The organism is Embleya sp. NPDC008237 (assembly GCF_042956465.1).
Lineage (GTDB): Bacteria > Actinomycetota > Actinomycetes > Streptomycetales > Streptomycetaceae > Embleya.
In genome coordinates, this window is record NZ_JBIBGL010000007.1 from 365,686 (window position 1) to 389,550 (window position 23,865).

The 23,865-nt window shown below is 71.8% G+C and carries 24 protein-coding genes and 1 riboswitch; of the genes, 17 read left to right on the plus strand and 7 right to left on the minus strand.

What is annotated here, in order from left to right; translation table 11 throughout:
- Positions 1 to 171: 171 nt before the first annotated feature.
- The 3 genes from ACFZBU_RS20535 to ACFZBU_RS20545 all read left to right on the plus strand — a co-directional run bounded on the left by ACFZBU_RS20535 (position 172) and on the right by ACFZBU_RS20545 (position 1,261).
- Entirely contained in the window at positions 172 to 477 is a 306-nt protein-coding gene (locus tag ACFZBU_RS20535; RefSeq protein WP_391585046.1) for a cupin domain-containing protein, read from the plus strand.
- Positions 478 to 741: 264 nt separating this feature from the next.
- A complete protein-coding gene (locus ACFZBU_RS20540) occupies positions 742 to 1,008 on the plus strand; it encodes a hypothetical protein (RefSeq protein WP_391585047.1) in 267 nt (88 codons plus the stop codon).
- Positions 1,009 to 1,012: 4 nt separating this feature from the next.
- A complete protein-coding gene (locus ACFZBU_RS20545; RefSeq protein ID WP_391585048.1) occupies positions 1,013 to 1,261 on the plus strand; it encodes a hypothetical protein in 249 nt (82 codons plus the stop codon).
- A gap of 91 nt (positions 1,262 to 1,352) precedes the next feature.
- On the opposite strand, the gene ACFZBU_RS20550 is transcribed toward ACFZBU_RS20545, so the two are convergent.
- The 3 genes from ACFZBU_RS20550 to ACFZBU_RS20560 form a co-directional block, all read right to left on the minus strand.
- A complete protein-coding gene (locus ACFZBU_RS20550) occupies positions 1,353 to 1,448 on the minus strand; it encodes a DUF397 domain-containing protein (RefSeq protein ID WP_391585049.1) in 96 nt (31 codons plus the stop codon).
- Positions 1,449 to 1,707: 259 nt separating this feature from the next.
- On the minus strand, positions 1,708 to 1,902 hold the full coding sequence (locus ACFZBU_RS20555; RefSeq protein ID WP_391585050.1) for a DUF397 domain-containing protein: 195 nt from the start codon (positions 1,900 to 1,902) through the stop codon (positions 1,708 to 1,710).
- Positions 1,899 to 2,723, minus strand: a complete 825-nt coding sequence (locus ACFZBU_RS20560; protein WP_391585051.1) for a helix-turn-helix domain-containing protein — start codon at positions 2,721 to 2,723, stop codon at positions 1,899 to 1,901. Before ACFZBU_RS20560 ends, ACFZBU_RS20555 begins: the two co-directional genes overlap by 4 nt.
- A gap of 469 nt (positions 2,724 to 3,192) precedes the next feature.
- Between ACFZBU_RS20560 and ACFZBU_RS20565 the strand changes: the two genes are divergently transcribed.
- The 8 genes from ACFZBU_RS20565 to ACFZBU_RS20600 all read left to right on the plus strand — a co-directional run bounded on the left by ACFZBU_RS20565 (position 3,193) and on the right by ACFZBU_RS20600 (position 9,743).
- Complete coding sequence (locus tag ACFZBU_RS20565) at positions 3,193 to 3,510, plus strand: hypothetical protein (protein ID WP_391585052.1); 318 nt, start codon at positions 3,193 to 3,195, stop codon at positions 3,508 to 3,510.
- Between the two features lie 143 nt (positions 3,511 to 3,653).
- The gene (locus tag ACFZBU_RS20570; protein WP_391585053.1) at positions 3,654 to 4,283 is read left to right on the plus strand and encodes a phosphotransferase; all 630 of its coding nucleotides are present in this window, start codon (positions 3,654 to 3,656) and stop codon (positions 4,281 to 4,283) included.
- Positions 4,284 to 4,713: 430 nt separating this feature from the next.
- Positions 4,714 to 5,136 (plus strand): molybdopterin-binding protein, encoded by a 423-nt coding sequence (locus ACFZBU_RS20575; RefSeq protein WP_391585148.1) that lies wholly within the window; start codon positions 4,714 to 4,716, stop codon positions 5,134 to 5,136.
- Between the two features lie 26 nt (positions 5,137 to 5,162).
- Positions 5,163 to 6,011: a molybdate ABC transporter substrate-binding protein gene (gene modA / locus ACFZBU_RS20580; RefSeq protein ID WP_391585054.1), complete on the plus strand. Its 849-nt coding sequence runs from the start codon at positions 5,163 to 5,165 to the stop codon at positions 6,009 to 6,011.
- 80 nt (positions 6,012 to 6,091) lie between these two features.
- Positions 6,092 to 6,898, plus strand: coding sequence for an ABC transporter permease (locus ACFZBU_RS20585; RefSeq protein WP_391585055.1), 807 nt, complete (start codon positions 6,092 to 6,094; stop codon positions 6,896 to 6,898).
- Complete coding sequence (locus tag ACFZBU_RS20590; protein WP_391585056.1) at positions 6,895 to 8,160, plus strand: ATP-binding cassette domain-containing protein; 1,266 nt, start codon at positions 6,895 to 6,897, stop codon at positions 8,158 to 8,160. Before ACFZBU_RS20585 ends, ACFZBU_RS20590 begins: the two co-directional genes overlap by 4 nt.
- Positions 8,161 to 8,177: 17 nt before the next feature.
- Positions 8,178 to 8,630: a very short patch repair endonuclease gene (locus ACFZBU_RS20595; protein WP_391585057.1), complete on the plus strand. Its 453-nt coding sequence runs from the start codon at positions 8,178 to 8,180 to the stop codon at positions 8,628 to 8,630.
- A 9-nt stretch (positions 8,631 to 8,639) separates the two neighbouring features.
- Complete coding sequence (locus ACFZBU_RS20600) at positions 8,640 to 9,743, plus strand: DNA cytosine methyltransferase (RefSeq protein WP_391585058.1); 1,104 nt, start codon at positions 8,640 to 8,642, stop codon at positions 9,741 to 9,743.
- Between the two features lie 109 nt (positions 9,744 to 9,852).
- On the opposite strand, the gene ACFZBU_RS20605 is transcribed toward ACFZBU_RS20600, so the two are convergent.
- From ACFZBU_RS20605 to ACFZBU_RS20615, 3 genes are all read right to left on the minus strand, one after another.
- On the minus strand, positions 9,853 to 10,578 hold the full coding sequence (locus ACFZBU_RS20605; RefSeq protein ID WP_391585059.1) for a hypothetical protein: 726 nt from the start codon (positions 10,576 to 10,578) through the stop codon (positions 9,853 to 9,855).
- Between the two features lie 165 nt (positions 10,579 to 10,743).
- The gene (locus tag ACFZBU_RS20610) at positions 10,744 to 12,159 is read right to left on the minus strand and encodes a tetratricopeptide repeat protein (RefSeq protein ID WP_391585060.1); all 1,416 of its coding nucleotides are present in this window, start codon (positions 12,157 to 12,159) and stop codon (positions 10,744 to 10,746) included.
- Between the two features lie 282 nt (positions 12,160 to 12,441).
- Positions 12,442 to 13,365: an NAD-dependent epimerase/dehydratase family protein gene (locus ACFZBU_RS20615; protein ID WP_391585061.1), complete on the minus strand. Its 924-nt coding sequence runs from the start codon at positions 13,363 to 13,365 to the stop codon at positions 12,442 to 12,444.
- 118 nt (positions 13,366 to 13,483) lie between these two features.
- Between ACFZBU_RS20615 and ACFZBU_RS20620 the strand changes: the two genes are divergently transcribed.
- Complete coding sequence (locus ACFZBU_RS20620) at positions 13,484 to 14,512, plus strand: GlxA family transcriptional regulator (RefSeq protein ID WP_391585062.1); 1,029 nt, start codon at positions 13,484 to 13,486, stop codon at positions 14,510 to 14,512.
- Between the two features lie 218 nt (positions 14,513 to 14,730).
- Positions 14,731 to 15,960: a hypothetical protein gene (locus ACFZBU_RS20625; protein ID WP_391585063.1), complete on the plus strand. Its 1,230-nt coding sequence runs from the start codon at positions 14,731 to 14,733 to the stop codon at positions 15,958 to 15,960.
- 68 nt (positions 15,961 to 16,028) lie between these two features.
- Here ACFZBU_RS20625 and ACFZBU_RS20630 read toward each other — a convergent pair whose 3' ends face one another.
- Positions 16,029 to 16,760 carry an ArsR/SmtB family transcription factor gene (locus tag ACFZBU_RS20630; RefSeq protein WP_391585064.1) on the minus strand — a complete coding sequence of 244 codons (732 nt, stop codon included), beginning with the start codon at positions 16,758 to 16,760 and terminating at the stop codon, positions 16,029 to 16,031.
- Positions 16,761 to 16,862: 102 nt separating this feature from the next.
- Between ACFZBU_RS20630 and ACFZBU_RS20635 the strand changes: the two genes are divergently transcribed.
- The 4 genes from ACFZBU_RS20635 (at position 16,863) to cobN (ending at position 23,837) form a co-directional block, all read left to right on the plus strand.
- Positions 16,863 to 18,011: a CaiB/BaiF CoA transferase family protein gene (locus ACFZBU_RS20635; RefSeq protein WP_391585065.1), complete on the plus strand. Its 1,149-nt coding sequence runs from the start codon at positions 16,863 to 16,865 to the stop codon at positions 18,009 to 18,011.
- Between the two features lie 303 nt (positions 18,012 to 18,314).
- Positions 18,315 to 18,515: a cold-shock protein gene (locus ACFZBU_RS20640; protein WP_026218153.1), complete on the plus strand. Its 201-nt coding sequence runs from the start codon at positions 18,315 to 18,317 to the stop codon at positions 18,513 to 18,515.
- A gap of 95 nt (positions 18,516 to 18,610) precedes the next feature.
- A complete protein-coding gene (locus tag ACFZBU_RS20645; protein WP_391585066.1) occupies positions 18,611 to 19,738 on the plus strand; it encodes a threonine aldolase family protein in 1,128 nt (375 codons plus the stop codon).
- Positions 19,739 to 19,893: 155 nt separating this feature from the next.
- Positions 19,894 to 19,992, plus strand: a riboswitch (cobalamin riboswitch).
- 197 nt (positions 19,993 to 20,189) lie between these two features.
- Entirely contained in the window at positions 20,190 to 23,837 is a 3,648-nt protein-coding gene (cobN, locus tag ACFZBU_RS20650) for a cobaltochelatase subunit CobN (protein ID WP_391585067.1), read from the plus strand.
- The last annotated feature ends 28 nt before the right edge of the window (positions 23,838 to 23,865 follow it).

Genomic DNA, 23,865 nt, shown 5'->3' on the forward strand with positions numbered 1-23,865 from the left:
CGGCCGGGCGCCATTCGCCCCGGCCACCGGAGCTCGCGGGGTGCGCCCGGCAGGTTTTGCCGAACGGTCGACCACTTCCTCCTCCCGGCCGGATAGCTTCCAAGCCATCCATCGATCTCGTGTGCGGGCCCGTTCGGCATGACCGACCGGGTCCGGGAGGAGGGGTGTGTCATGAATGCGGTCAACCTTGCGGAGATCGCGGCCGGCCTGCCGCAGGCTTGGAGTTCTCGCGCGTTGGGCACGGTGGGGGCTGCCTGCGTGAAGGTACTGCGCATGGACGAGATGCCGGTGCGGGAGGAGAGCCACGCGGCCGGCGAGGCCTTGCTGGTCCTCGACGGCCGGCTGGAGATGAAGGTGGACGGCGAGCCGGTGTCGGTACGGGCGGGCGAGCTGTTCATGATGCCGGCGCGAACTCCCCACACCGTCCTCCCGGGAAGCCGCGGCACTCTGGTGATCGTGGACGTGCCGCAGGAGTAACGGCCTTCGAGCGGACCTGGGCGGGATACTTGCTCTCGATGCGGATGGACGACTCCGATGTGACGCACCCGGCGGCCTCCCGGCTGCTTTGGACGCGCTGTTCGACCGACACGGCCCGCATTCTCCATGGGTCGGCGACCCATCAAGTGCGTTCACCGCTCTCACAGCGCTCGCAACGGAGCCCATGGCGCATTGGGAAGCGCGTTTGTGTATTGCTCGCGCGCCCTCTTGTTGCTCGCGGCGCCCGAACGACACACTTGGATCATGGCGAAACGAACAGCGATCGTGCTTGGCGAAGAAGTCGAGTTGCCGGAGACCCTCGCCGAGATCATGGCCACTGTGCGGCCCCACGAGGTGGCCGACTTCATGGCCGATGTGTGGAACACACCCCTCGATCAACTAGAACGTCGGATGTCCCTGGGGTGGGCGATCGGCCCAGCCGCGCGCGATGCCGACGAGGCAGCGGCCGAGCGCGTGCAGGCCGGTGACTTCACCGGTTTCGGCGACATCAATGGGGATTCGGTGAGGTGATGCGGTGAGCCGATACCGAGTTCAATACGCGAACGAGGCGCGCGATGCCTTGTCGAAGTTGAGCGACGGTCAGCGCCGCTCGCTTGAGCGCGATGTCGAGAGCAGCATCGGCAATGATCCGTACGGCTGCGGCTCGTCACCGGTGAAAGGCAATCGCGACCGTCGAGACGTCACCGTATCCGGGGTGTTCCTGCGCTACGAGGTGAGCAACGCGGTTCTCGTGGTGAGCGTGCTACGAGCACAAACCTTCTGACCCCGCTGGAAGCCGGAGTTGGACCTGCGCTGGATCGGTCGCACGCCGAAGCCCCGTCACGTGAGGTGACGGGGCTCGGTCGGTTGGTGGATCAGGCAGTGCGCAGTGTGGACAACAGGGCCGACCAGGATGCTGGGGCGAACGCCAGGTGGCCGATGCTCGGGTCCTCGGAGTCCCGGACAGGCACCGCTGAGACGCCCGGGGCGACTTCGATGCACTCCGCTCCTTGGGGGCGCTGTAGCTCGACTTACGCCACATCGCATGACCGAGTTTGGGCTCAAGGGTCATAGTGACCTCCCTCTATTTTTCTGGACCAATTGTCGTGCCTCGTCCTCGATTTGGGCAGCGGGTCGGGGATGCTTAACGCTGCGGCGACACGGTCGGTTGCGCAGCCGCACGACGAAGCCCCGTCGCCTGAGGTGACGGGGCTTCGGTTCTGCGGTGTGTCAGGCGGTGCGCAGTGTGGACAGCAGGGCCGACCAAGCTGTGGGGGCGACCACCAGGTGGCCGACGCCCGGGTCTTTGGAGTCTCGGACAGGCACGGCGGAGAAGCCCGGGGCGACCTCAAGGCACTGTCCCCCGTCGCCGTTGCTGTAGGACGACTTGCGCCAGGTTGCGGCGCGCGCATCGATGGTGTTCATTGTTTGAACTCCCTTATTGCTGCGGTGATCATCTCTGCCGTGCGTGTCCGGTCGAGCGCATTGACACGCAGATGATCGTACGTTTGCTGGCGCATGTCTGCTTCCAGCGGGTCCTCGAATAGCTGCCCCGAATTGCTGTACTCCAGGTACGCGACCTTCGACCAGTCTGTGCGCGTCAGCAGGGTCAACGATCCCCCGAGCGCGGGATGCGGACCATGGGAGAACGGTAGGACCTGAATCGTGGTCTGTCCCGAGTCGACGAGTGGCAACAGGGATTCGAGTTGTTCGTGCATCCCTGGGTGGCCTCCGACCGGTCTCCGGATCGTAGCCTCATCCAAGATCACCCAGTAGCGCGGCGGATTGGCGCCGGTCAGCCGGTCCTGCCGCGCGAGGCGACCCGCGACCAAATCGTCGATCCGCTCGTTGCTCGCAGTAGGATTGAATGCTCGGATGAGGGAGCGCGCGTACGTTTCGGTCTGAAGGAGCCCCGGGATGGTCAGTGCTGCGTATTCGGCGATCGTCCGAGCCTCAGCCTCGATCCGCATGAATGCGTCGTACTTGTCCGGGTGCGCTTCGCGTCGCGCGGTCTCCCACATGCGTGTCAGGACGCCTGTCGTTTCGTAGTACGCGTCCATCTCTTCGCTGAATCCCTTCGGAGCGAGCCGTCGCGCTGACTCGATGTCTCCGATCTTTGTCTTCGCACATTTCAGCTCCTCGGCAACCTGTACAAGCGTTAGTCCGGCTGCCTCACGGAGTAGACGCAACTCGGTTGCATACAACTTTCGTGCCGACGAAGTATCCGGGCGTTCGGTGCCGTTCACACGGCGATCTTCCGCAGTGCGGGGCCTGCGACCCATCATCAACTCCCTGGTTGGCCAATTCCGCATTTCCGAATGCGGACGCTCCGCGGGTTCCAGTCGACCTAACGCGGTGCAACAGTCCTGTACACACGGTAGTTGGGTGCAGTCGGGCGGGAGGGAAGACTGATGAAAAACTCCGCTAAGCGGGACCAGTTGGACGCTGTACTTCCGGCCATCCCACGTCGCGAGCCGGTAGGCAACTCGGCGCCGTGGCCGTGGGGGGACGGTCTTCCCGATCGGGAGCCTCCGTGTGCGTGTTCGCCGAACTGCCGGTATTTGCACACGGATCACTGAACCGCGTTGTCGATTCCGTGAACCGGAAGAAAAAGACCAGGGGCCGAGCGTCGCCGCCCCGAAGAGCGACAGCGGCCGGGCGTCTCGATTCCAGGCGGGGGCCCGGCCGCTGTCTCCATCTATCCACCGTGAGGCAGTGATGGAGATTCAAGAGTATCGAGCGATCCGGGTCGGTTCGCGTGTTCGGCATGTGGATGGACATGCGGAATTGCCGGAGGGGACGGTTGTTGCGCTTCCGGCCGCGTCGGAGCGGGTTGCCGTTGTGCAGCCGTCCGGGGCCGGGCGGTCGCCCTACCTGTGCCCGGTCGGTCATCTGGTTGCGCTTGATTCGGATGGCGAACTGGCGCGAGTGGTGCGGGAATTGCGGCGCGTCGATCAGTTCGGGTGCGCCGCCGGCGGGCCGCTTTCGGTGCCGATCGTGCCCGGCGGCGAGGCCGTGCGGGAGGCGAGGTGAGCAGGCGATATGGGTGGCACGAACTGCCCTGCCAGGTAGCTGAGTTTGTGGAGAAGGCAGTCGGCCCGGTGCGTTCGGTCGAATCCGTCGCCGGGCCACACACCAGTTCCTTTGCCGCGACCGTCAGTGCTTCCACCGGTCTCGTGTTCGTCGAGGCCGCCGAGGAGGCCGGCGCGCCGTTGTCCGCGCGGGCGCAGACGAGTGAGGTCGCGGCGAGTGCGGTGACGGGCATCCTGTCTCCGCGCCTGTTGCATCACGGGGCAGTCGACGGGTGGCGGGTTCTGGTGTTCGACCATGTCGAGGGGCGGCCCGTGCGGCTGCGTCTCGGCTCGCCCGACATGGCCCAGGTGGTCGGGGTCGTGGACCGGATCGGGCGGATCCAACCGGGGCGAAGTGCCGGGCTGCCCACGCTTGTCGGGCGGCTTCGGGAGCACCTGCCGCCCGGACGGACCGGGCCGTTGTGCGGCAATCGGCTCCTGCACACCGATCTGACCTCGGCCAACATGATCATCCGTCCCGATGGGCGGCTGTCCGTCGTGGACTGGGGGCAGGTGGCCCTCGGTCCGAGGTGGGCGGAGGTCGGCTTTCTCGGCGCGGCCCTGCTGCGCGAAGGCCACAACCTCGGCGAGGTGCGTCGTTGGATGTGGCGATTCCCCGAGTGGCGTCGCACGCCGCCGACCGCCCGCCGTGCGCTCGCCGAAGCGATGGTCGGCCAGGCGTCCGGCCGGGACACGTGGTGGATCAGCCTGATCGAGCCGCCCATCGCGGGCTGACCGCGAGCGGGAGGTCGCCACGCATGCCGGCGAGGCGACCTCCCCCTGCGGCCTCCCTCTCGCGGTTCCGGCTACGCGAACAGGCGGAAGTGCCTCGGCGAAGGCGGGCACGGCTGGTGGCGCCGGAAGCCGATCCGCCCCGGTCTCGCTCATCCCCGTGTCGCGCGGCCGGGAGCGCGGCCCCGGGGCGGACGCGAGCATCGACACGACCGTGACACGACCGCCCACCTCACCGCCCTCCTTACCGCCGACACGTCCGACGCTGCGACCGCGCAGGGTATGCATGTGTATCGGATTTGCGAGGTGTGTGGCCATGAGCTGCTTGCATCTGCAAGGATGGGATTCGCATGTGGCGGCTTTTGCCGGGGCGTGTGGGTGTCGGCTCTGCTCTGTGGGGGAGGTGCTCGTGGCTAGGATCCCGGCCGTGAACATGTTCGGGATCGGTGATGCGGCGGCTCTGCTCGGGGTGAGCGCGGACACGGTGCGGCGGTGGGTGGACTCGGGTCGGCTCGACGCGCGGCGGGACGAGAACGGTCGGCGGGTGGTGGAGGGTGCGGCGCTCGCGGCGTTCGCCCGGTCGGCGGCGGCCGGTGACGCCCGTGCGGACAGTGAGCGGCTCGGCTGGTCGTCGGCGCGCAACCGCTTCCGCGGCATCGTCACCGACGTCCGCAAGGACACGGTGATGGCCCAGGTCGAGATCCAGGCCGGACCGTACCGGGTGGTCTCGCTGATGAGCGCCGAGGCCGCGGACGAACTCGGCCTGGAGGTCGGGGTGCTCGCCACGGCAGTGGTGAAGTCGACGAATGTCATGGTGGAGCGGACCGAGGGCGCGCGCGAGCACTCCCTCGAATAGCGGGGAGCGGACACACGATGGGCGCAATGGGCACGGTGCGGGCCGGACGTGCGGTCTCGGCCGCGCTGCTCGCGGGGGCGTTGATCGCCCTCGCCGGATGCGGCGGCGACGACGAGGGCAAGGACGACACGAAGGTCGGCGGGGCCACGCCGCCGGCCGGTGTCGGGGGATCCGCGTCCGCCGGTGACGGAAAGCAACTCAAGGGCACCGTCACCGTGTTCGCCGCAGCCTCGCTGACCGAGACGTTCAGCGCGCTGGGCAAGCAGTTCGAGGCCGCGCACCCGGGCGTCACGGTCAAGTTCAACTACCTCGGCAGCTCGGCGCTGGCCGCGAGCATCAACCAGGGCGCGCCCGCCGACGTGTTCGCCTCGGCCGACGCGAAGAACATGAAGCTCGTCACCGACGCCAAGAACGCCGACGGCACGCCCACCGCGTTCGCCAAGAACACGTTGCAGATCGCGGTCGCGCCGGGCAACCCGAAGAACATCAAGTCGCTCGCCGACCTCAAGCAGGGTGGCCTCAAGGTCGCCCAGTGCGCGCCGCAGGTCCCGTGTGGCGCCGCCGCCAAGACCGCCCTCGACGCGGCCGGCGTCAAGTTCACCCCCGCGACGCTCGAACAGGACGTCAAGGCGGCCCTGACCAAGCTCACCCTCGGCGAGGTGGACGCCGCACTCGTCTACCGCACCGACGTCAAGGCGGCCGGCGGCAAGGCGGTCGGCCTGGACTTCCCCGAATCCGCGCAGGCGGTCAACACGTACCCGATCGTCCCGCTCGCCAAGGCGCCCAACGCCGACGCGGCCAAGGCGTTCGTGGCCTTCGTGCTGTCCGAGCCCGGCCGGACGGCCCTGACGGCGGCGGGCTTCCAGGCACCGTGATCGAACCTCCCCGGGCCTCCCGCCGCCCACGAGACGCACGCACGCCGGCCGTACGCACGCGGGCCGGGCGCCCGCGGGCCATGCGCGGGCGAGCCGAACACCCCCGGCGCGCCGGCGCGCCGTTGGCCCTGCTCGTGCCCGGCCTGATCGGCCTGGTGTTCCTGGTGCTGCCGCTGGTCGGGCTGCTGGTCCGGGCGCCGTGGAGCGACCTGGGGAGTCAGCTCGGCAGTACCGAGGTCCGCGAGGCGCTCAAGCTCTCGCTGTTCACCGCGACCGTGGCCACCGGCATCGTGCTGGTCCTAGGCGTGCCGCTGGCCTGGCTGCTGGCTCGGACCGATTTTCCCGGCCGTCGGCTGGTCCGGGCGCTGGTCACACTTCCGCTGGTGTTGCCGCCCGTGGTGGGCGGCGTCGCGCTGCTTCTGGTGCTCGGCCGCAAGGGCATCGTCGGCGAGTGGCTGGACGACACGTTCGGCTACACGCTGCCGTTCACCACGACCGGCGTGATCGTGGCCGAGGCGTTCGTGGCGATGCCGTTCCTGGTGATCAGCGTCGAGGGCGCGCTGCGGGCGGCCGACCCGCGCTACGAGGAGGCCGCGGCGACGCTGGGCGCCTCCCGCTGGACCGCGTTCCGCCGGGTCACCCTGCCGCTGATCGCGCCCGGTGTGGCGGCCGGCGCGGTACTCGCGTGGGCCCGCGCGCTCGGCGAGTTCGGCGCGACCATCACCTTCGCCGGCAACTTCCCGGGCAAGACCCAGACCATGCCGCTCGCCGTATACCTGGCCCTGGAAACCGACCCGGAGGCGGCGATCGTGCTCTCCCTCGTGTTGTTGGCGGTGTCCGTGCTGATCCTGGCCGGCCTGCGCGAGCGCTGGATGACCACCTCGTGACCGGCGCGAACGAGCCGAGCGGAGCGGACCGGGCGACGGGCCCTGCCAAGCCGGGCCCGGACCGGGCGGCCGACCCGGACCACGCGACCGCCCCCGAGCAGCCCACCACCCGCGCCGCCGGCCTCGACGCCCACCTCGTCGTCGTCCGCGACGCGTTCCGCCTGGACGTGCACCTGACCGCCGCGCCCGGCGAGGTGGTCGCCCTGCTCGGCCCCAACGGCGCCGGCAAGAGCACCGCCCTGCGCGCCCTGGCCGGCCTCACCCCCCTCGGCGCCGGACACACCCGGCTGGCGGGCGTCGACCTGGAGGATCCCGAACGGCGGCTGTACACACCGCCCGAGCGGCGCCCGGTGGGCGTGGTCTTCCAGGACTACCTGCTCTTCCCACACCTGTCCGCGCTGGAGAACGTCGCCTTCGGCCTGCGCTGCCAGGGCGTGGGCCGACGCGAGGCCCGGAGCCTGGCGGCGGACTGGCTGGACGGGGTCGGCCTGGCCGAACACGCGGGCGTCAAACCCGGTCGGCTCTCCGGCGGGCAGGCCCAGCGGGTCGCGCTCGCCCGTGCGCTGGCCACCCATCCGCGGTTGCTGCTCCTGGACGAGCCGTTGGCCGCGCTGGACGCGCGCACCCGGGTGGCCGTGCGGGCGACGCTGCGTCGGCACCTGGCCGACTTCGACGGGGTCGCGGTGGTGATCACCCACGACCCGCTGGACGCGATGGTGCTGGCCGACCGGCTCACCGTGATCGAGGCGGGCCGCGCGGTCCAGACCGGCACGCCGGCCGAGGTGGCCCGCCATCCGCGCACCGACTACGTGGCGCGCCTGGTGGGCCTGAACCTGTACCGCGGCACCACCTCGGCCGGCGGCGTCGACCTGGCCGCCGGGCAGCGCCTGGTGGTGGCCGAACTCCCGGACGCTGCCGAGGTGTTCGTGGCCTTCCCGCCGGCCGCGGTGACGCTGTACCGGACTCGCCCGGACGGCAGCCCGCGCAACCTGTGGCAGGTCGAGGTGGGCGGCATGGAACCGCACGGCGACACCGTCCGGGTCGAACTGACCGGCCCGGTGCCGCTGCTCGCCGACGTCACACCGCTCGCCGTCGCCGAACTCGAACTCGCGCCGGGCAAGCCGATCTGGGCCGCGGTCAAGGCGACGGAGGCGCGAGCGTACCCGGCCCGAGCCCCGCACTCGGCGCGGCGATTCGGCCCGAGTGCTGCCTCCGGCCCGCTGCCTCCGGCGCGGCGCGCCGGCCGTCGCCGGGCGCGATGACAGTGTGACCGTGCACCATGGTGTCCGTGACGAGCCTGACCACCACGGAAGCGACCCGCGCGCGGATGAGTCGCCAGCGCAGCAAGGACACCGGCGTCGAGGTCGCGTTGCGGCGTCTGCTGCATGCCATGGGCCTGCGCTACCGCGTGCACCGCCGCCCGCTCAAGGGCATCCGCCGCGAGGCGGATGTCGTGTTCGGCCCGACCAAGGTCGCCGTCTACGTCGACGGTTGCTTCTGGCACGGGTGCCCGCAACACGCGACCTGGCCCAAGCGCAACGCCGAATTCTGGAAGGCCAAGATCGAGGGAAACCGCACCCGCGACGCGGACACCGACCGACGGATGGCCGAGGCCGGCTGGCTCGTCGTCCGCGTCTGGGAGCACGAGGACGCGGTCACCGCGGCGGCCAGGGTTCGGGATGCCGTGATCGCAAGGCGCACGGCCGGCCAAGTGCTGCGGCCGCAGCACTAACCTGTCCGCATGGCACGACCCATCACCATGATCGACCTGTTCGCGGGCTGCGGTGGAATGACGTCCGGATTCGCCGCCGCGAAGGGCTTTCGGCCGGTCATGGCGGTCGAGTGGAATCTGCACGCGGCCGCGACCTATGCCGCCAACTTCGGCGAGGCGCACATGCGCTGGGGCGACATCGCGGAGATCCCGGACCGGGACATCCCGCGCGCCGACCTGATCATCGGCGGCCCGCCCTGCCAGGGCTTCTCCAATCTGGGCAGCCGCAACGTCGAGGACCCGCGCAACAAGCTCTGGAAGGAATACCTGCGCTTCGTGCGCCGGGCCAGGCCCAAGGTGTTCGTGATCGAGAACGTGGACCGCTTCCAGAAGTCCGCCGAGTTCGCGCTGTTGCTCGCCGAGGCGCAGCCCGGCGGCCTCCTGGAGGGGTACGTGCTCACCGACGCGCTGCTCCCGGCGGTGGACTACGGCGTTCCGCAGCGCCGCAAGCGGGCGATCGTGATCGGCTCCCGGATCGGCGGGATCGCCGTCCCGGAGCCGACCCACGGTCCGGGCCTGTCACGGCGTTGGAACACCGTCCGGGACGCGATCGAGCACCTGCCGCGCGTGCCCGGGACGACCAGCCTGCCCGCCTCCAGGACCGAGTTCTTCGGGCGCACGGTGCCCGGCGTGTTCAAGGAGGCCGACCTGCACCTGGCCCGCACGCCGATCGAGCGCTCGCTGCTGCGCTACGACTGTGTCCCGCCCGGTGGCGGCCGGTTCGACCTGCCGGACCACCTGCTGCCGGACTGCTGGCGGAACAAGAAGTCCGGCACGACGGACGTGATGGGCCGGATGCGCTGGGACCATCCGTCGCTGACCATCCGGACCGAGTTCTACAAGCCCGAGAAGGGCCAGTACCTGCACCCGCAGTGGAACCCGGACGACCCGACCGACCGGGTCAACCGCCCGATCACGCATCGCGAGGCGGCCCGACTCCAGTCGTTCCCGGAGACCTTCGTGTGGTGCGGCTCCAAGACCGAGATCGCCCGGCAGATCGGCAACGCGGTGCCGCCGCGGCTCGCGGAGGCGATCGCCCGCCACCTGAAGCCGCGGTTGCAGGCGGCGGGGTAGGGCGAGAGCGGGGCGCGGCAGGCCGGGGACAGGCGTGGTGGGACGAGAGCCGGCGCAGTAGGGCGAGAGCCCGGAGCAACGTGCCCGGGCCGCCCGCGCCGGCCGAGGCTCAGGTGCTCGGGGCACCTTCGGCGCCGGCCTCGTCCTCGCCCGAGGCGTCGCCCTCGCCCGGACCGGCGTCGGCCGCCTCCGCGTCCAGGCCGTACATCCGAGGCGGCAGCTGCTGCTCCGCCCAATCGAGGTCGGCGTCCAGGTCGAGCCAGATCCGGTCGCGGCGGTCGGCGGGCGTGTCGAGGTGGATCGCGACCCACGTGAAGATGCCGCACACGGTGGCCCGGTCCCGGTCCGGCGCGGCGATCTGGGCGGCGAACCAGACGGACACGCCGGCGCGGGTGGGGATCAGGTACCGCTCGTCGTCCGGGGCCGGTCGGCCGGTGGTGGCGCAGCGCGGCGGTTCGAGGATCTTCATCCAGGTCAGGACCGCGCCGGGGGCCTGGTCCTCGAAGCACTCGGTGACCGACTCGCGGATCGCGCCGGCCGGGTCGTCGCCGAGCCAACCGAACCACGCGTCGTCCTCGACCAGCTTGGCGAAGTCGTCCTGTGGCGGCCCGTGCCGCGGGTTCTCCCGGTACTCGCCGGTCAGCAGTCCGTCCGGGCCGACCACCCACGCGCCGCGGATCGCCTCACCGGGGACGTAGCCGTTGGGATCGTCGGCGAACGCCGGGTCGATCTCGGCGACCGACCCGCCCGGGCTCCGGGCTGCCGCCGCCGCCAGTCCCGGATCGTCCGGAATCCGGCGTCGCGCTCCGGAGCCGGTTGCCCGGGACTCACCCATGTGTGCCACTCTCCCGTGTCGCCGATGCGGTCGATGTCGTCGCGGGTCGCTCGGCCCGGCCCGTGACGAGTGCGCAATTCTCGCGCATGCGACGCGGGCGCTCTCGGCCGACCCGCGGCGGGGCCGGGTACTGCGCCGCGATCAGTCCGCCGGCCGTCGGGCCGGTCAGCGGCCCCAGGCGACGGTGATCGCGGCGGTGTGTTCGGCGGCGCGCTCGCGGGCGTCGGCAGCCTCCGCCGGCCGGCCCAGGGCGTCGGCCAGGCGAGCGCGGCCGAGCCAGTTGTACGGGCTGGTCGGGCGCACGTTGATCCGTTCGCTCAGCAGTGTCCGGGCCAGGTCGTGCCGGTCGGCCCGCAGCGCGGCCTCGACCAGGGTCTGCTGGATCGCGTCGCGCTGGGCGTGGCTGCCGCCGAACGTGTTCAGGCGGTGCCGGATCGGGAGGAGGATGTCGACGGTGTCTGCGTACCGTCCCTGCTCGAAGGCCACCAGCGCCCGGCAGACCGGCAGGCCGACCTCCGCGGTCATCGTGTGGTTGGCCACGCGCGGATGCGGCTCGGCGAGCCAGGTCTCGCGGTCACGGACCACCGCCTGCGCGGCGGCGATCCGGCCGGCGCCGAGGTAGGCCATCACGGCGTGGGTGTCGTTGAACGCGTAGTACGGGCCGTCCGCCCGGGCCGCCCACGCGTCGGCGACCCGATTCCAGCGCTCCACCTGCGGGTTGCCCGCGAGGTGGATGCGCCACAACAGGGCCGAGGCGTCCAGGAGTTCCATGGCCAGGCCGGCGGACTTGTCGTGGTGCAGCACCGCGTCGTGGACGGCCAGCGCGCGGTCGATCGCGCCGGCCTCGATCGAGAACAGGCCGTAGTGCCACCAGTTGTGCACGTTCAGGTAGTTGCCGCTCGTCCAGTCGGCGGTGCGGGCGTCGAGGAAGCGGATGCCCTCGGCGAACCGGCCCTGCATCTCGTACGTGTGCACCACCGCGTGGATCGCCCACACATCGCGCGGATTCGCCGCCACGGCGGCCAGCCCGGCCTGTTCGGAGCGCGCGTAGTGGCCGGCCTCCTCCAGGCCGAACGCGGCCATGCCCAGCACCGGCCCGTAGTGCGGGTCGTCCCGATCCCACGCGCTCAGTACGCCGCCGACCCGGTCGCGCAGTCGGAGGGCGTCACCGGTGAGGAAGTCGATCTGATGGCCGACCGACAGCGCGAGCGCGTCCCGGGGATACGCCACGACCACCTCGTGCAGGATGTCGCCGGCCAGGTGGATGTCGCCCGCCAACCACGCATCCGCGGCCCGCATGTGCGCCACCTCGCGGGCGCCGACCCTGGTCGGGGTGGGCACGAAGGCGGCGTGGCGCGCACGCGCGGCGGCGGCGTCGACCGACTCGGTGCCCAGCAGGCCGAGATAGGCCGCGAACACGTTGGCCATCGGTGCACCCGGGTCGGCCGAGAGCATCGCCTCGACCTCTGTACTCACCTCCGGCCGGAAGAACAGCAGCGCGTCGAGCGCACGTTCGTAGTGCCGGATCGCCTCCGGGCCCATCCCGGACACTTCGAGCCCGTGCCGATCCACCGTGCTCATCGCGGGGTCCTTCCGTCGCGCCGTTCGCCGTGGATCAAAGATGGCACGTCGGGGCCCGCGGCCGGACCCCGACGGGCCACCGTGTGCGCCGCGGCCGGCGCCGGGGAGCCGGACCGGGCCGACGACGGGGCCGATGGGGACGACCGCGACGAACAACGGGCAACCGGGCCGGCTGCGGCGGCTCGCCGGCCGCGATACGGCGCGTGCCCCTCCGACGCCGCCCCACCCGCGTGCGGCACGGCGAGCCCGCGCGTCGTGGATCGCCGTGCGTGCGCCGACGTCCTACCCGCGTGGCACCGCGAACTCCGCCAATGCGGTGTCCAAGGGCGTGGCCACCACGTCCAGGGTCTTCGTGGTGAACGTCGCGTCGAGGGTGGAGCCGCCTTCGGAGAGGTAGAGCATCTCCTCGACCTCGGCCATGATCGAATTCTCCCGGCCGATCGTGCGCACCTCCTCGGCCGTCATCCGGGTCAGTCGTGGAACCGGCGAGCCGGTGAGTTCGGCGAGGCGGGCGGTGACGGCGCGGGTGGAACCGGTCGACGAGGGTACGTGCCACGCCCGGCCCCACGTCTCGGTGGAGCGTGCCGCCGCAACCAGCGTGCGGGCCACGTCGCCGATGTAGGACCAACTCCGCGGTGCGTCCGGGTCGCCGGGGAGTGCGGCGGGGGTGCCGGCGAGTACGTGCGGGACGACCAGGAAGTTGTACAGCGAGGCCGCATCCGCGCCCACGAAGTCGCTCGCGCGGACCTCGGTGACCCGGGCCCGCCCCGCGTCGTGCGCGGCGAGCGCCTGCGTCCACATCGCCGCCCGCACGCGGCCCTTGACGGTGGTCGGCGCCATCGGCAGGTCCTCGGTCATCGGCCCGTCCACCGGGCCGTAGCCGTACACGTTGCCGAGCATCACATAGCTCGTCCCCGTCCGCTCCGCCGCCGTGAGCAGCGCCGCGGCCAGCGGCGGCCAATCGATGGGCCAGCGGTCGTAGGCGGGCATCGCGCAGTTGAACAACGTCCTTGCTCCCTGCGTGAGTTCGACCAGACGGGCGGCGTCGTTCGCGTCGGCGGCGATGCGTTCGATCAGCGGATGCTCGGGGCCGGTGCCGCGGCGGGTGACGATCCGGACCCGCTCGCCGGACTCGGCGAGCAGCAGTGCGGTGGCCGAACCGGTGGCGCCGGCACCGACCACGACGTGGAAGACGGAGGAGGACATGTTCGCTCCAGGAAGGGGAGATGGGGAGGAAGGGCGTCCGAAGGGACGTGATCACCCTCCCGTCCGCGCCCGGTCGTACGGTAGTGGCCGGAATGCCAAACATCCGGAGGTTCGGGCCATGCATCGAATAGCCGTGGTGGCCGTGCCGCCGGTGACCACGTTCGACCTGTCCATCCCGGAACTGGTGCTCGGCGCGGTCGACGTGGTCGACGGGGTGGCCGGCTACCGGGTCCGGGTGTGCACCGCCGAGCCCGGCGCCGTGGTCGGCACCGGCAGCCTGGACATCGTGGTGCCGCACGGCCTGGACGCGATGGACGACGCCGACACGGTGATCGTCACCGGTACCGGCGCTCGGGCGGACGCGGACCCGCGCATCCTGGCCGCGCTGCGTACCGCCGCCGCGGCGGGAAAGCGGGTGGCCTCGATCTGCACCGGCGCGTTCGTGTTGGCGCAGGCGGGCCTGCTGGACGGGCGCGCGGCCACCACGTACTGGACGATGACCGAGGAGTTCCGCCGCCGCTTCCCGGCCGTGGACCTGCGGCCGGACGTGCTGTACGTCGAGGACGGGCCGATCCTGACCTCCGCCGGCCTGTCCGCCGGGATCGACCTGTGCCTGCACCTGATCCGGACCGACTACGGCGCGGCCACCGCCAACATCGTCGCGCGTCTGGTCGTCGCGGCACCGGTACGCCCGGGCGGCCAGGCCCAGTTCATCGATTCGCCGCTGCCCCCGGAAAGCGGCGTATCGCTCGCCGACACCCGCGCCTGGGCGCTGGCCCGACTCGACGAACCCCTCACCCTGGCCGACCTCGCCGCGCACGCGAACACCAGCGTGCGCACCCTGACCCGACGCTTCCACGCCGAGACCAGCCTCAGCCCGCTGCAATGGCTGCTCCACCAACGGGTGGACCGCGCCCGGGAGTTGCTGGAGACGACCGATCTGTCGATGGAACTGGTCGCCCACCACAGCGGCATCGGCACCACCGACTCGCTGCGCAAACACCTCGTGCGCCGCACCGGCCTGACCCCCAGCGGCTACCGCGCGGCATTCACCCGGATCCCGGCCGGCATCGGCGAAGTCCCCGGCGTGTCACGGGCCTTCCGCCGCCTTCCCGCCGACGGCGGATCGCCGACACAGAGTTCGTGAACCGGCGGCGGGAGCGGTGCGGGCGGCCCCGGTGACCGTGGAAGTACCGGCATCCGAGCCGGCGCGGTACCGGCGCTACTCGGCAACTGTCCGGTGCAGGATCGACCGCGGCGCGCAACCCGGCCCGAGCGCCGGACGGGGCCCGGGCCCGCGGCGGTCGGTTCGGGAAACCGGGGCTCCGGTTTACCCGACTCGCGCCTACGTGGGATCGTCGGACGATGTACGAACCAGGCCCGGGCAACAGCGCGCTCCCCGAGCCGCTTCGGGGGCACGGGCAGGACGACACGCCCTTCACCCATCGGGGCGTCGGCGACGCCGACGTGGTCCTCGACGTGCCGGTGCCGGGCCAGGTGGCGCTGATGCAGATCGAGAGCGCGCCGGGCGAACGCCTGCGCCTGTGGCGGATCGATCGGCCGGGTGGGCCGGCCCGTACGTGTGTGTACAACGGACCTCCCGAGGGCTCCGATGCGAGCATCCTGACCTCGGACGAGGGCCGGCGGGAGCTGACGGTCGTGCGCGTCCGGTGCGCCGGCGCGTGGACGTTGCAGCTCAAGAACCCGGATGCGGCACGGGAGTTCGATGGTTCGGTCGAGGGCTTCGGCAACGAGGTGCTCCGGTACACCGGGCCGCTCGGGGTGGGCAGGCTCAGCGGTGCGCCGTCGGGTGGTCCGGTCGACGTGCGGTTGGTGCCGCCGTCGACGGCGACCGACAGCGGGGCGTGGCAGGGGATCGACCGTCATTCGGAACGCCCTTGGCAGTCGGGGGAGTTCCAAGTGGTCGGGCCGCGAATGATGGTGGTCACCGCGAGCGGGCCCTGGTCGATCGACATCGAACCGACGACGCCGATTCGGCCCGATCTGTCGGCGGGCACCTTCGTGCTGCACGGCACCGGCGACCTCGCGGCGATCCTGCCGATCACGCATCCGAGCGAGACCTCGGTGTTGGAGGTGGTGTGGGTTTCGGGGGCCGCATTCAGCGTGAAGTGCGGGGAGTACGGGGTCCGGCGGGCTCCCCGCCACTGGCTGGGACCGAGACGCCCCTGTGTGCGGTTTCGGCTCGGCGTCGAACTCTGGGCGCGCGGAGTGCCGGTCCGGATCTTCGGGCAGGGCAGCGAGTGGGAGCTGCGGACGACCACACCCCGCGACGCGCCCTCGGGCACCGGTCTCGGCGTGGCCGACTACGACGCCGCCGACCTGGCCTGGTTCCGCAAGCTCCCGACGCCGGTGTTCCCCGGCCGCGACCGACCCGGCGCGGATGCGACGCCCGGGGCCGGGCGGTGGCTACGGCCGGTGTGGTCACCCGGGGCCGAAGCCGACGCGGAGCCCGACGTGGGGTCCGATGCCGGCCCGCACCACTCGCCGAACGCACCGGCTTCGCCTCGACCCGGGCGCTCTCGGGCCCGCCGCCTGCTGCATCGGTTGCGACTGCGGTCCCCGTCCGGCGACTGACCGACGAGCCGCAGCGAGCCGCCCGACGGCGTTCGCGCCGACCACGTCGCCGTCCGGGGCCGGCTCGGTCACGCCACCTCGAACTCCGCCTCCCGCATCCCCAACAACCTCCCCAGTTCGGCGCGCCCCAGGTCGGTGACGCGGACCGCGCGGCCCGTGCCGACCCGCTCCGTCCAGCCACGGTCGCGGAACAGCCGGCACAGTTCGGCGCCGGCCGTGCCCGCGAGGTGGTGGCGGCGTTCGGTCCAGTCCAGGCACGGGCGGGCCAACGGGCGTTTGCGCGACGTGGTCAGGTCGGCGCCCAGGTCGGTGAGCCAGTCGATGCCGGTGTCGGTGAGCGCGAAGCCGGCGTCCTGGCGGAGCAGGTCGCGGGCCGTGAGCGCGTCGGTGACGGCCACGCCGAGTCGGCCGGCCAGGTGGTCGTAGCAGGTGCGGCCCCTGGCCAGGGCCGCGCCGGCCGAGTGCGCGCGCAGCGAGTTCGCCGGTCGGGGGGTGGCGGGCGTCGCGTAGGCGGCCAGGTCCTCGACCATCCGGGCCACCCCCGCGTCGGCCAGCCGGACGTAGCGATGTCGGCCCTGCCGCTCCTGGACCAGCAGACCGCCCTCGACCAGCCTGGTCAGGTGCTCGCTGATCGTGGACGGCGCGACCCGGCAGTGCCGGGCCAGCTCGCCGCCGGTCCAGGCACGCCGATCCAGCAGGGCCAGGCAGACCGCCGCGCGCGTCTCGTCGGCGAGGAGCGCGGCCAGGGCCGCGAGTCGCGGGACCGAATCCGGGTCGGTGGCGCGTGCGATCGAGTCCATGCCGTCATCATCGGCCGGCCATGCTTCGGCACGCGCCGAAGGGTCGGCCGGACCTCCCCCCGACGCCTCGTCCCCCTCCTGACGCTCTGCCAGGATGGACGCGTGCTCCTACCTCTCGCGGGCGTCACCGTCGTCTCCCTGGAACAGGCCATCGCGGCGCCGTACGCGACCCGGCAACTGGCCGATCTCGGCGCACGCGTGATCAAGATCGAGCGACCCGGTGCGGGCGATTTCGCCCGGGCGTACGACGAAACCGTCGAGGGATTGTCGAGCCATTTCGTCTGGGCCAACCGGGGCAAGGAAAGCCTCGCGCTCGACCTCAAGGACGAGCGGTCGGCGGAAATCCTGGACCGGCTGCTCGCCCGCGCGGACGTGTTCGTGCAGAACCTGGCGCCCGGCGCGGCGGATCGGCTGGGCCTGGGCGCGGCGGATTTGCGGGCCAGATTTCCGCGGCTGATCGTCTGTGGAATATCGGGTTATGGGACTTCCGGTCCCTACCGCGACAAGAAGGCGTACGACCTGCTCGTGCAGTGCGAGGCCGGGTTGTTGTCGGTCACCGGCACGCCCGACGCGCCCGCCAAGGCGGGTATTCCGATCGCCGACATCGCCGCCGCGATGTACGCCTTCACCGGCATGCTGACCGCCCTGTACGAGCGCCGAGTCACCGGCGAGGGCAGCGCGTTCGAGGTGTCCATGCTGGATGCGCTCGGCGAGTGGATGGGTTTCCCGTACTACTTCGCGACCTACGGCGGTACGCCGCCGCCGCGCACCGGCGCCCGGCACGCGGCGATCGCGCCGTACGGCCCGTATCGCGCCGGCGACGGCGGCCAGGTGTTCGTCGGGGTGCAGAACGACCGCGAGTGGGCCGCGTTGTGCGAGCGGGTGTTGGGTCGGCCGGACCTGGTCGAGGACCCGAGATTTCGGACCAATTCGCTGCGGGTGGCCGGCAACGAGCGGCTCACCGAGCTGATCGAGGCGGTCTTCGCGGACCGCACCGCCGCCGAGATCGTGGCGAGCCTGGACGAGGTCGGCATCGCCAACGCCCGGATGCGCACCGTCGCCGAGTTCGCCGAGCACCCGCAACACGCCGCCCGGGACCGATTGCGGACGATCGACTCGCCCGTCGGTCCGCTGCGTGCGCTGCTGCCGCCGGTCACGGTGACCGGACGCGAGGCGGCGATGGGCGCGATCCCGGCGGCAGGCGAGCACACGGCGGCGATCCTGGCCGAACTGGGCATCGAGCCGACGTGAACGATCGGCCTGCCCGCCCGGGCCGGGGGGCTCGGGGCGCGGCGGCCGCAGGAGCGATCGGCGGGGTCGTCGGGGTGCCGCGGGAAGAAATATTTTCCCGGGTCCCCGGATCGGCGACTTTTCCGTGCTAGCCTCGAGGCAGTTGCAGTAGTGGTTCCCATGAATTTTGTGAGCGCCTTACGGTCGTGACCGTCGGGCGCTTTTTGTTTATGTCGAACCGGGTTCATGTGAAAAATGGATTGCTGTTGCGACTTGGACTTGTGCATGTGCACATTTCCATTTGGCACCACGAAGGAGATTTGTATGGCTACTGGAACCGTGAAGTGGTTCAACGCGGAAAAGGGCTTCGGCTTCATCCAGGCGGACGACGGCGGCCCGGATGTTTTCGCGCACTACTCGGCGATCCAGTCGCAGGGCTACCGTGAGCTTGTCGAGGGCCAGAAGGTCTCCTACGACGCTGTTCAGGGCCAGAAGGGCCCGCAGGCGGAGAACATCACCGTCTGACGGCACACATCATCGACAGGCACGGCCCGCACCGATTCGGTGCGGGCCGTGCCTGCGTTCGCTCCCCCCGCCGGCCCGCGGTGGATGATGCCTGCATGGCATACCTCGCAAACGACGACCGCACCGGCCGGCTGCGCGCGATCCGCGCATGCGACCGGATCCTGTCGGGAGTACGACCCGCCACGGTCACCGAACGACTGGCCCGGCTGTCCGCATACGCGCAGGAGCGGATCGACCCGGACGAATGGCCCGACATGTACGGCGACGGCGGCGCGGTCGCCCGTCTGGAGGCCCGCACGGCCGAGCTGCTCGGCACCGAGGCGGCGCTGCTGTTCCCCACCGGCACGATGGCCCAGCAGGTCGCGCTGCGGTGCCACGCCGGCGCGACCGGTTCGAACGTGGTCGGCATCCACCCCAGGGCGCATCCGCTGACCTACGAGCGCGACGCGGTGTCGGTCCTGTCCGGGCTGCGGCCACTGCCGCTCACCCAGGGCCCCGGTCAGATCACCGCCGAGGACATCGGCACCGCCGGTGAGCCATTCGGCACGCTCTTCTACGAACTCCCGCTGCGCGACCACGGGTTCGTGCTGCCCTCGTGGGACGAACTGCTCGCGACGGTGCAGGCCGCCCGGGACCGCGACGCCGCGCTGCACCTGGACGGTGCGCGGTTGTGGGAGAGCACCACCCATTTCGGGCGCGGGCTCACCGAGATCGTCGACCTGTTCGACTCGGTCTACGTCTCCTACTACAAGGGCCTGGGGGCGAGCGCCGGTGCGGCCCTGGCGGGCGGCGCCGAACTGATCGAGGAGGCGCACGCCTGGCGCCACCGCTACGGCGGGCGGCCGTTCCAGAACTGGCCGATGGCACTGGAGGCGCTCGCGGCGCTGGACGAGACGCTGCCGCGGCTGGCCACCTACGTCGCGCACGCCCCGACCGTGGCGGCCGGCCTGACCCGGGTGCCCGGGGCGATCGTGCACCCGGCCGTCCCGCACACCCACCAGTTCCAGATGTGGCTGCCGCACCCGGCCGAACTGCTCACCCGGGTCGGATTCGAGCACGCCGCCGAGCGCGGCGTGTGGCTGGCCGGCGGGTGGACCGAGCCGGGCCCGCCGGGCCTGTCGTACACCGAGATCACCGTCGCCGATCCCGCGCTGGAATGGACCGCCGACGAGGTCGCCGCCGAGTTCGGCGCGTTCGTGGACCGGGTGCGCGCGAGCCGCTGACCGACGGCGCCCGGGCCCGGATCGGGCCGTAGGCCGGTTTCCGCGGTGACATGTGTCACCACCGGTGCCGACGCCGATCCGGGCATGTTGCGTCAAGGCGGGCCACTGAGCGATGCTGGCCCCGCGCCGGCCCTACCGGCGCGGGGAGGGCGTGGCAGGAACCCGGTGCGATCCCGGGACGGTCCCGCCACTGTGACCGGCTCCGCCGTACGTCGTCATTCGACGGCCACGACGTGACCGGGAGTCAGGAACTGCGCGTCTCACCCCGAGTCCGATGGGGCGAGGACCCCGGAGAGGCGCTCCAGGTGACGATTTCGTCCTGCCGGCGTTCTTGCGTACGCAGCTTCGACTGCCATACCCACCTCAGCGACACCCCCGCGCGCCGCCGCGGCGCGTTCGACCGCGACATCCACCTCGTGGCTCGCCACGCCGGCATCGGCGGAGGCGCCCGGTGATTCTGCTCCTGTCGACATCCGACACCGACCTGCTCAGCGCCAAGGCGAGCGAGGGCGAATGGCGCCTGGCCAACCCGGCCCGCGTCGAGGTCGCCGACCTGCCCGCGCTCCTGGACGGCACCGACCTGGTCGTGGTGCGCCTGCTCGGCGGGCGCCGCGCGTGGGAGGCGGGCCTGGACGCGCTGCTGGCCGGCCCGCGCCCGGTCGTCGTGCTCAGCGGCGAACTCACCGCCGACGCCGCGCTGATGGAACTGGCGACCGTACCCGCCGGAGTGAGCGCCCAGGCACACGCCTACCTCGCCCAGGGCGGCCCGGCCAACCTGACCCAGCTGTACCGCTTCCTCTCCGACACGCTGCTGCTCACCGGACACGGCTTCGAACCGCCCGTCGAGGTGCCCTCCTGGGGCCGCCTGGACCGTTCGGCGCGCGAGATCGACGGCCCGGCCGTGGGCGTGCTCTACTACCGCGCCCACCACCTCGCCGGGAACACCGCGTTCGTGGACGACCTGTGCGCGGCGATCGAGGACGCGGGCGGCCGGCCCGTACCGATCTGGTGCGCGTCGCTGCGCGGTGCGGACGAGTCGTTGTTCGCGGCGCTCGGCGAACTCGACGCGCTGCTGGTGACCGTGCTCGCGGCGGGCGGTGCGGGCGGGGCCAAGCCCGCCGAGGTCTCCGCCGGCGGCGACGACGAGCAGTGGGACGTGGGCGCGCTCGCCGGCCTGGACATCACCATCCTCCAGGCGCTGAACCTGACCACCAGCCGGGCCGAATGGGAGGCCGGCGACGCGGGCCTGTCGCCGCTGGACGCGGCCACCCAGGTCGCGGTGCCCGAGTTCGACGGCCGGCTGATCACGGTGCCGTTCTCGTTCAAGGAGACCGGCACCGACGGGCTCACCCACTACGCCGCCGACCCCGAGCGGGCCGCACGGGTGGCCGGGATCGCGGTACGGCACGCCCGACTTCGGCACATTCCGGTCGGCGAGCGCAAGATCGGCGTGGTCTTGTCCGCATACCCGACCAAGCACTCCCGGATCGGCAACGCGGTCGGCCTGGACACCCCGGCGTCGGCGGTCGCGCTGCTGCGCGCGATGCGCGCGGCCGGCTACGACGTCGGCGCCCTCGACGGCGCCGACGCGCTGCCCGGGCTCGAACCGCCGGACGGCGACAAGCTGATCCACGCGCTGATCGCGGCGGGCGGCCAGGACCCGGAGTGGTTGACGGAGGGTCAGCTCGAAGGCAACCCGGTCCGCATCTCGGCGGCCGACTACCGCGAGCGCTACGCCAGGCTGCCGCTGGGGCTGCGCGCGAACATCGAGGAACACTGGGGCCCGCCGCCCGGCGAGCTGTACGTGGATCACTCGCGCGACCCCGAGGGCGAGATCGTGCTCGCGGCGCTGCGCGCGGGCAACGTGATCCTGATCATCCAGCCGCCGCGCGGCTTCGGCGAGAACCCGGTGGCCATCTACCACGACCCGGACCTGCCGCCGAGTCACCACTACCTGGCCGCCTACTGGTGGCTGGACGCACCCGCCGGACCGGGCGGGTTCGGCGCGCACGCGCTCGTCCACCTGGGCAAGCACGGCACGTTGGAGTGGCTGCCGGGCAAGAACCTGGGCCTGTCCGCGGAATGCGGCCCGGACGCGGTGCTCGGCGACCTGCCGCTGATCTACCCGTTCCTGGTGAACGACCCGGGCGAGGGCGCCCAGGCCAAGCGGCGCGCGCACGCGATCATCGTGGACCACCTGGTGCCGCCGATGGCGCGGGCCGAGACGTACGGCGACCTGACCCGGCTGGAGCAACTGCTCGACGAGTACGCCAACGTGCAGGCGCTCGACCCGGCCAAGGGCCCGGCGCTGCAGGCGCAGATCTGGACACTGATCCAGGCCACCAGGCTCGACCACGACCTGGGCATCACCGACCGGCCGCACGAGGCCGAGTTCGACGACCTGATCCTGCACCTGGACGGGTGGTTGTGCGAGGTCAAGGACGCGCAGATCCGCGAGGGCCTGCACATCCTGGGCAGCGCGCCCACCGGGGAGGGCCGGATCAACCTGGTCACCGCGATGTTGCGGGCGCGCCAGGTGTGGGGCGGCAAGGCCGCCGCGCTGCCGGGGCTGCGCGAATCGCTCGGCCTGGTCGAGGGCGGCAGCGCCTCGCGCACCGAGACCGACGACGCCGAGGACCGCGCGCATCGCCTGGTGGCGGCGATGGAGGCGGCCGGGTGGGACCCGACCCGGGCGCCGGCCGTCACGCACCGGGTACTGGGCGCCGAATCGGCGGCGGTCGCCGACGTGTTGGCGTTCGCCGCGACCGAGATCGTGCCGCGGCTGGACCGCACCGGGGACGAGATCGGCGCGGTGCTGCACGCGCTGGAGGGCGGCTACGTCGCGGCCGGGCCCAGCGGTTCGCCGCTGCGCGGACTGGTCAACGTGCTGCCGACCGGCCGCAACTTCTACACCGTGGACCCGAAGGCGATCCCGAGCCGGTTGGCCTGGGAGACCGGACAGGCGCTCGCCGACTCGCTGTTGGCCCGCTACCGCGCGGACAACGACGGCGACTGGCCGCGCTCGGTGGGCCTTTCGGTGTGGGGCACCAGCGCGATGCGCACCAGCGGCGACGACATCGCCGAGGTGCTGGCGCTGCTGGGCGTGCGCCCGCTGTGGGACGACGCGTCGCGCCGGGTGACCGGGATCGAGGCGATTTCGCTCGCCGAGCTGGGCCGGCCGCGGGTGGACGTCACGGTGCGCATCTCCGGCTTCTTCCGGGACGCCTTCCCACACGTGGTGCTGCTGCTCGACGACGCGGTGCGGCTGGTCGCGGAGTTGGCCGAGCCGGACGAGGACAACTACGTCCGGGCGCACGTGCGCGCGGACACCGCCCGACACGGCGACGCCCGCCGGGCGACCACGCGCGTGTTCGGCTCCCGGCCCGGCGCGTACGGCGCGGGGCTGCTGCCGCTGATCGACGCGCGCACGTGGCGCGACGACGCGGACCTGGCCGAGGTGTACGCGACCTGGGGCGGCTACGCCTACGGCCGGGGCCTGGACGGGGTGTTCGCGCGCGAGGACATGGAGGACGCGTACCGCAGGATCGCGGTCGCGGCCAAGAACACCGACACGCGCGAGCACGACATCGCCGACTCGGACGACTACTTCCAGTACCACGGCGGCATGGTCGCCGCCGTGCGCTCGCTCACCGGCACCGCGCCGGCGGCCTACATCGGCGACTCGACCATGCCGGACGCGGTCCGCACCAGGACGCTCCAGCAGGAGACCGCCCGGGTCTTCCGCGCCCGGGTGGTCAACCCGCGCTGGATCGAGGCGATGCGCAGGCACGGCTACAAGGGCGCGTTCGAACTGGCCGCCACGGTGGACTACCTGTTCGGCTACGACGCCACCACCGGCGTGGTGGCGGACTGGATGTACGAGAAGCTCGCGGGCGAATACGTCCTGGACGAGACCAACCGGGAATTCATGCGCACGTCCAACCCGTGGGCGCTGCGCGGAATCGCCGAGCGACTGCTCGAAGCCGCCGACCGGGGCATGTGGGAGAAGCCGGAGGCGGCCACGCTGGACGGGCTGCGCGAGGTGTACCTGGACGTCGAGGGCGATCTCGAAGGCGGCGAGGACGCCGGGGATGGCTGAGCGGGCTTCCGGGGCCGGGGCCGGGGTC

Coding starts and splice junctions, on each gene's coding strand:
- ACFZBU_RS20595 (WP_391585057.1), top strand. CDS start 8,178: ATGGTGTCCGTGACGAGCCTGACCACCACGGAAGCGACCCGCGCGCGG.
- ACFZBU_RS20620 (WP_391585062.1), top strand. CDS start 13,484: ATGCATCGAATAGCCGTGGTGGCCGTGCCGCCGGTGACCACGTTCGAC.
- ACFZBU_RS20625 (WP_391585063.1), top strand. CDS start 14,731: ATGTACGAACCAGGCCCGGGCAACAGCGCGCTCCCCGAGCCGCTTCGG.
- ACFZBU_RS20605 (WP_391585059.1), bottom strand. CDS start 10,578: ATGGGTGAGTCCCGGGCAACCGGCTCCGGAGCGCGACGCCGGATTCCG.
- ACFZBU_RS20585 (WP_391585055.1), top strand. CDS start 6,092: ATGCGCGGGCGAGCCGAACACCCCCGGCGCGCCGGCGCGCCGTTGGCC.
- ACFZBU_RS20640 (WP_026218153.1), top strand. CDS start 18,315: ATGGCTACTGGAACCGTGAAGTGGTTCAACGCGGAAAAGGGCTTCGGC.
- ACFZBU_RS20630 (WP_391585064.1), bottom strand. CDS start 16,760: ATGGACTCGATCGCACGCGCCACCGACCCGGATTCGGTCCCGCGACTC.
- ACFZBU_RS20610 (WP_391585060.1), bottom strand. CDS start 12,159: ATGAGCACGGTGGATCGGCACGGGCTCGAAGTGTCCGGGATGGGCCCG.
- ACFZBU_RS20575 (WP_391585148.1), top strand. CDS start 4,714: ATGTTCGGGATCGGTGATGCGGCGGCTCTGCTCGGGGTGAGCGCGGAC.
- ACFZBU_RS20615 (WP_391585061.1), bottom strand. CDS start 13,365: ATGTCCTCCTCCGTCTTCCACGTCGTGGTCGGTGCCGGCGCCACCGGT.
- ACFZBU_RS20540 (WP_391585047.1), top strand. CDS start 742: ATGGCGAAACGAACAGCGATCGTGCTTGGCGAAGAAGTCGAGTTGCCG.
- ACFZBU_RS20600 (WP_391585058.1), top strand. CDS start 8,640: ATGGCACGACCCATCACCATGATCGACCTGTTCGCGGGCTGCGGTGGA.
- modA (WP_391585054.1), top strand. CDS start 5,163: ATGGGCACGGTGCGGGCCGGACGTGCGGTCTCGGCCGCGCTGCTCGCG.
- ACFZBU_RS20555 (WP_391585050.1), bottom strand. CDS start 1,902: ATGAACACCATCGATGCGCGCGCCGCAACCTGGCGCAAGTCGTCCTAC.
- ACFZBU_RS20645 (WP_391585066.1), top strand. CDS start 18,611: ATGGCATACCTCGCAAACGACGACCGCACCGGCCGGCTGCGCGCGATC.
- ACFZBU_RS20535 (WP_391585046.1), top strand. CDS start 172: ATGAATGCGGTCAACCTTGCGGAGATCGCGGCCGGCCTGCCGCAGGCT.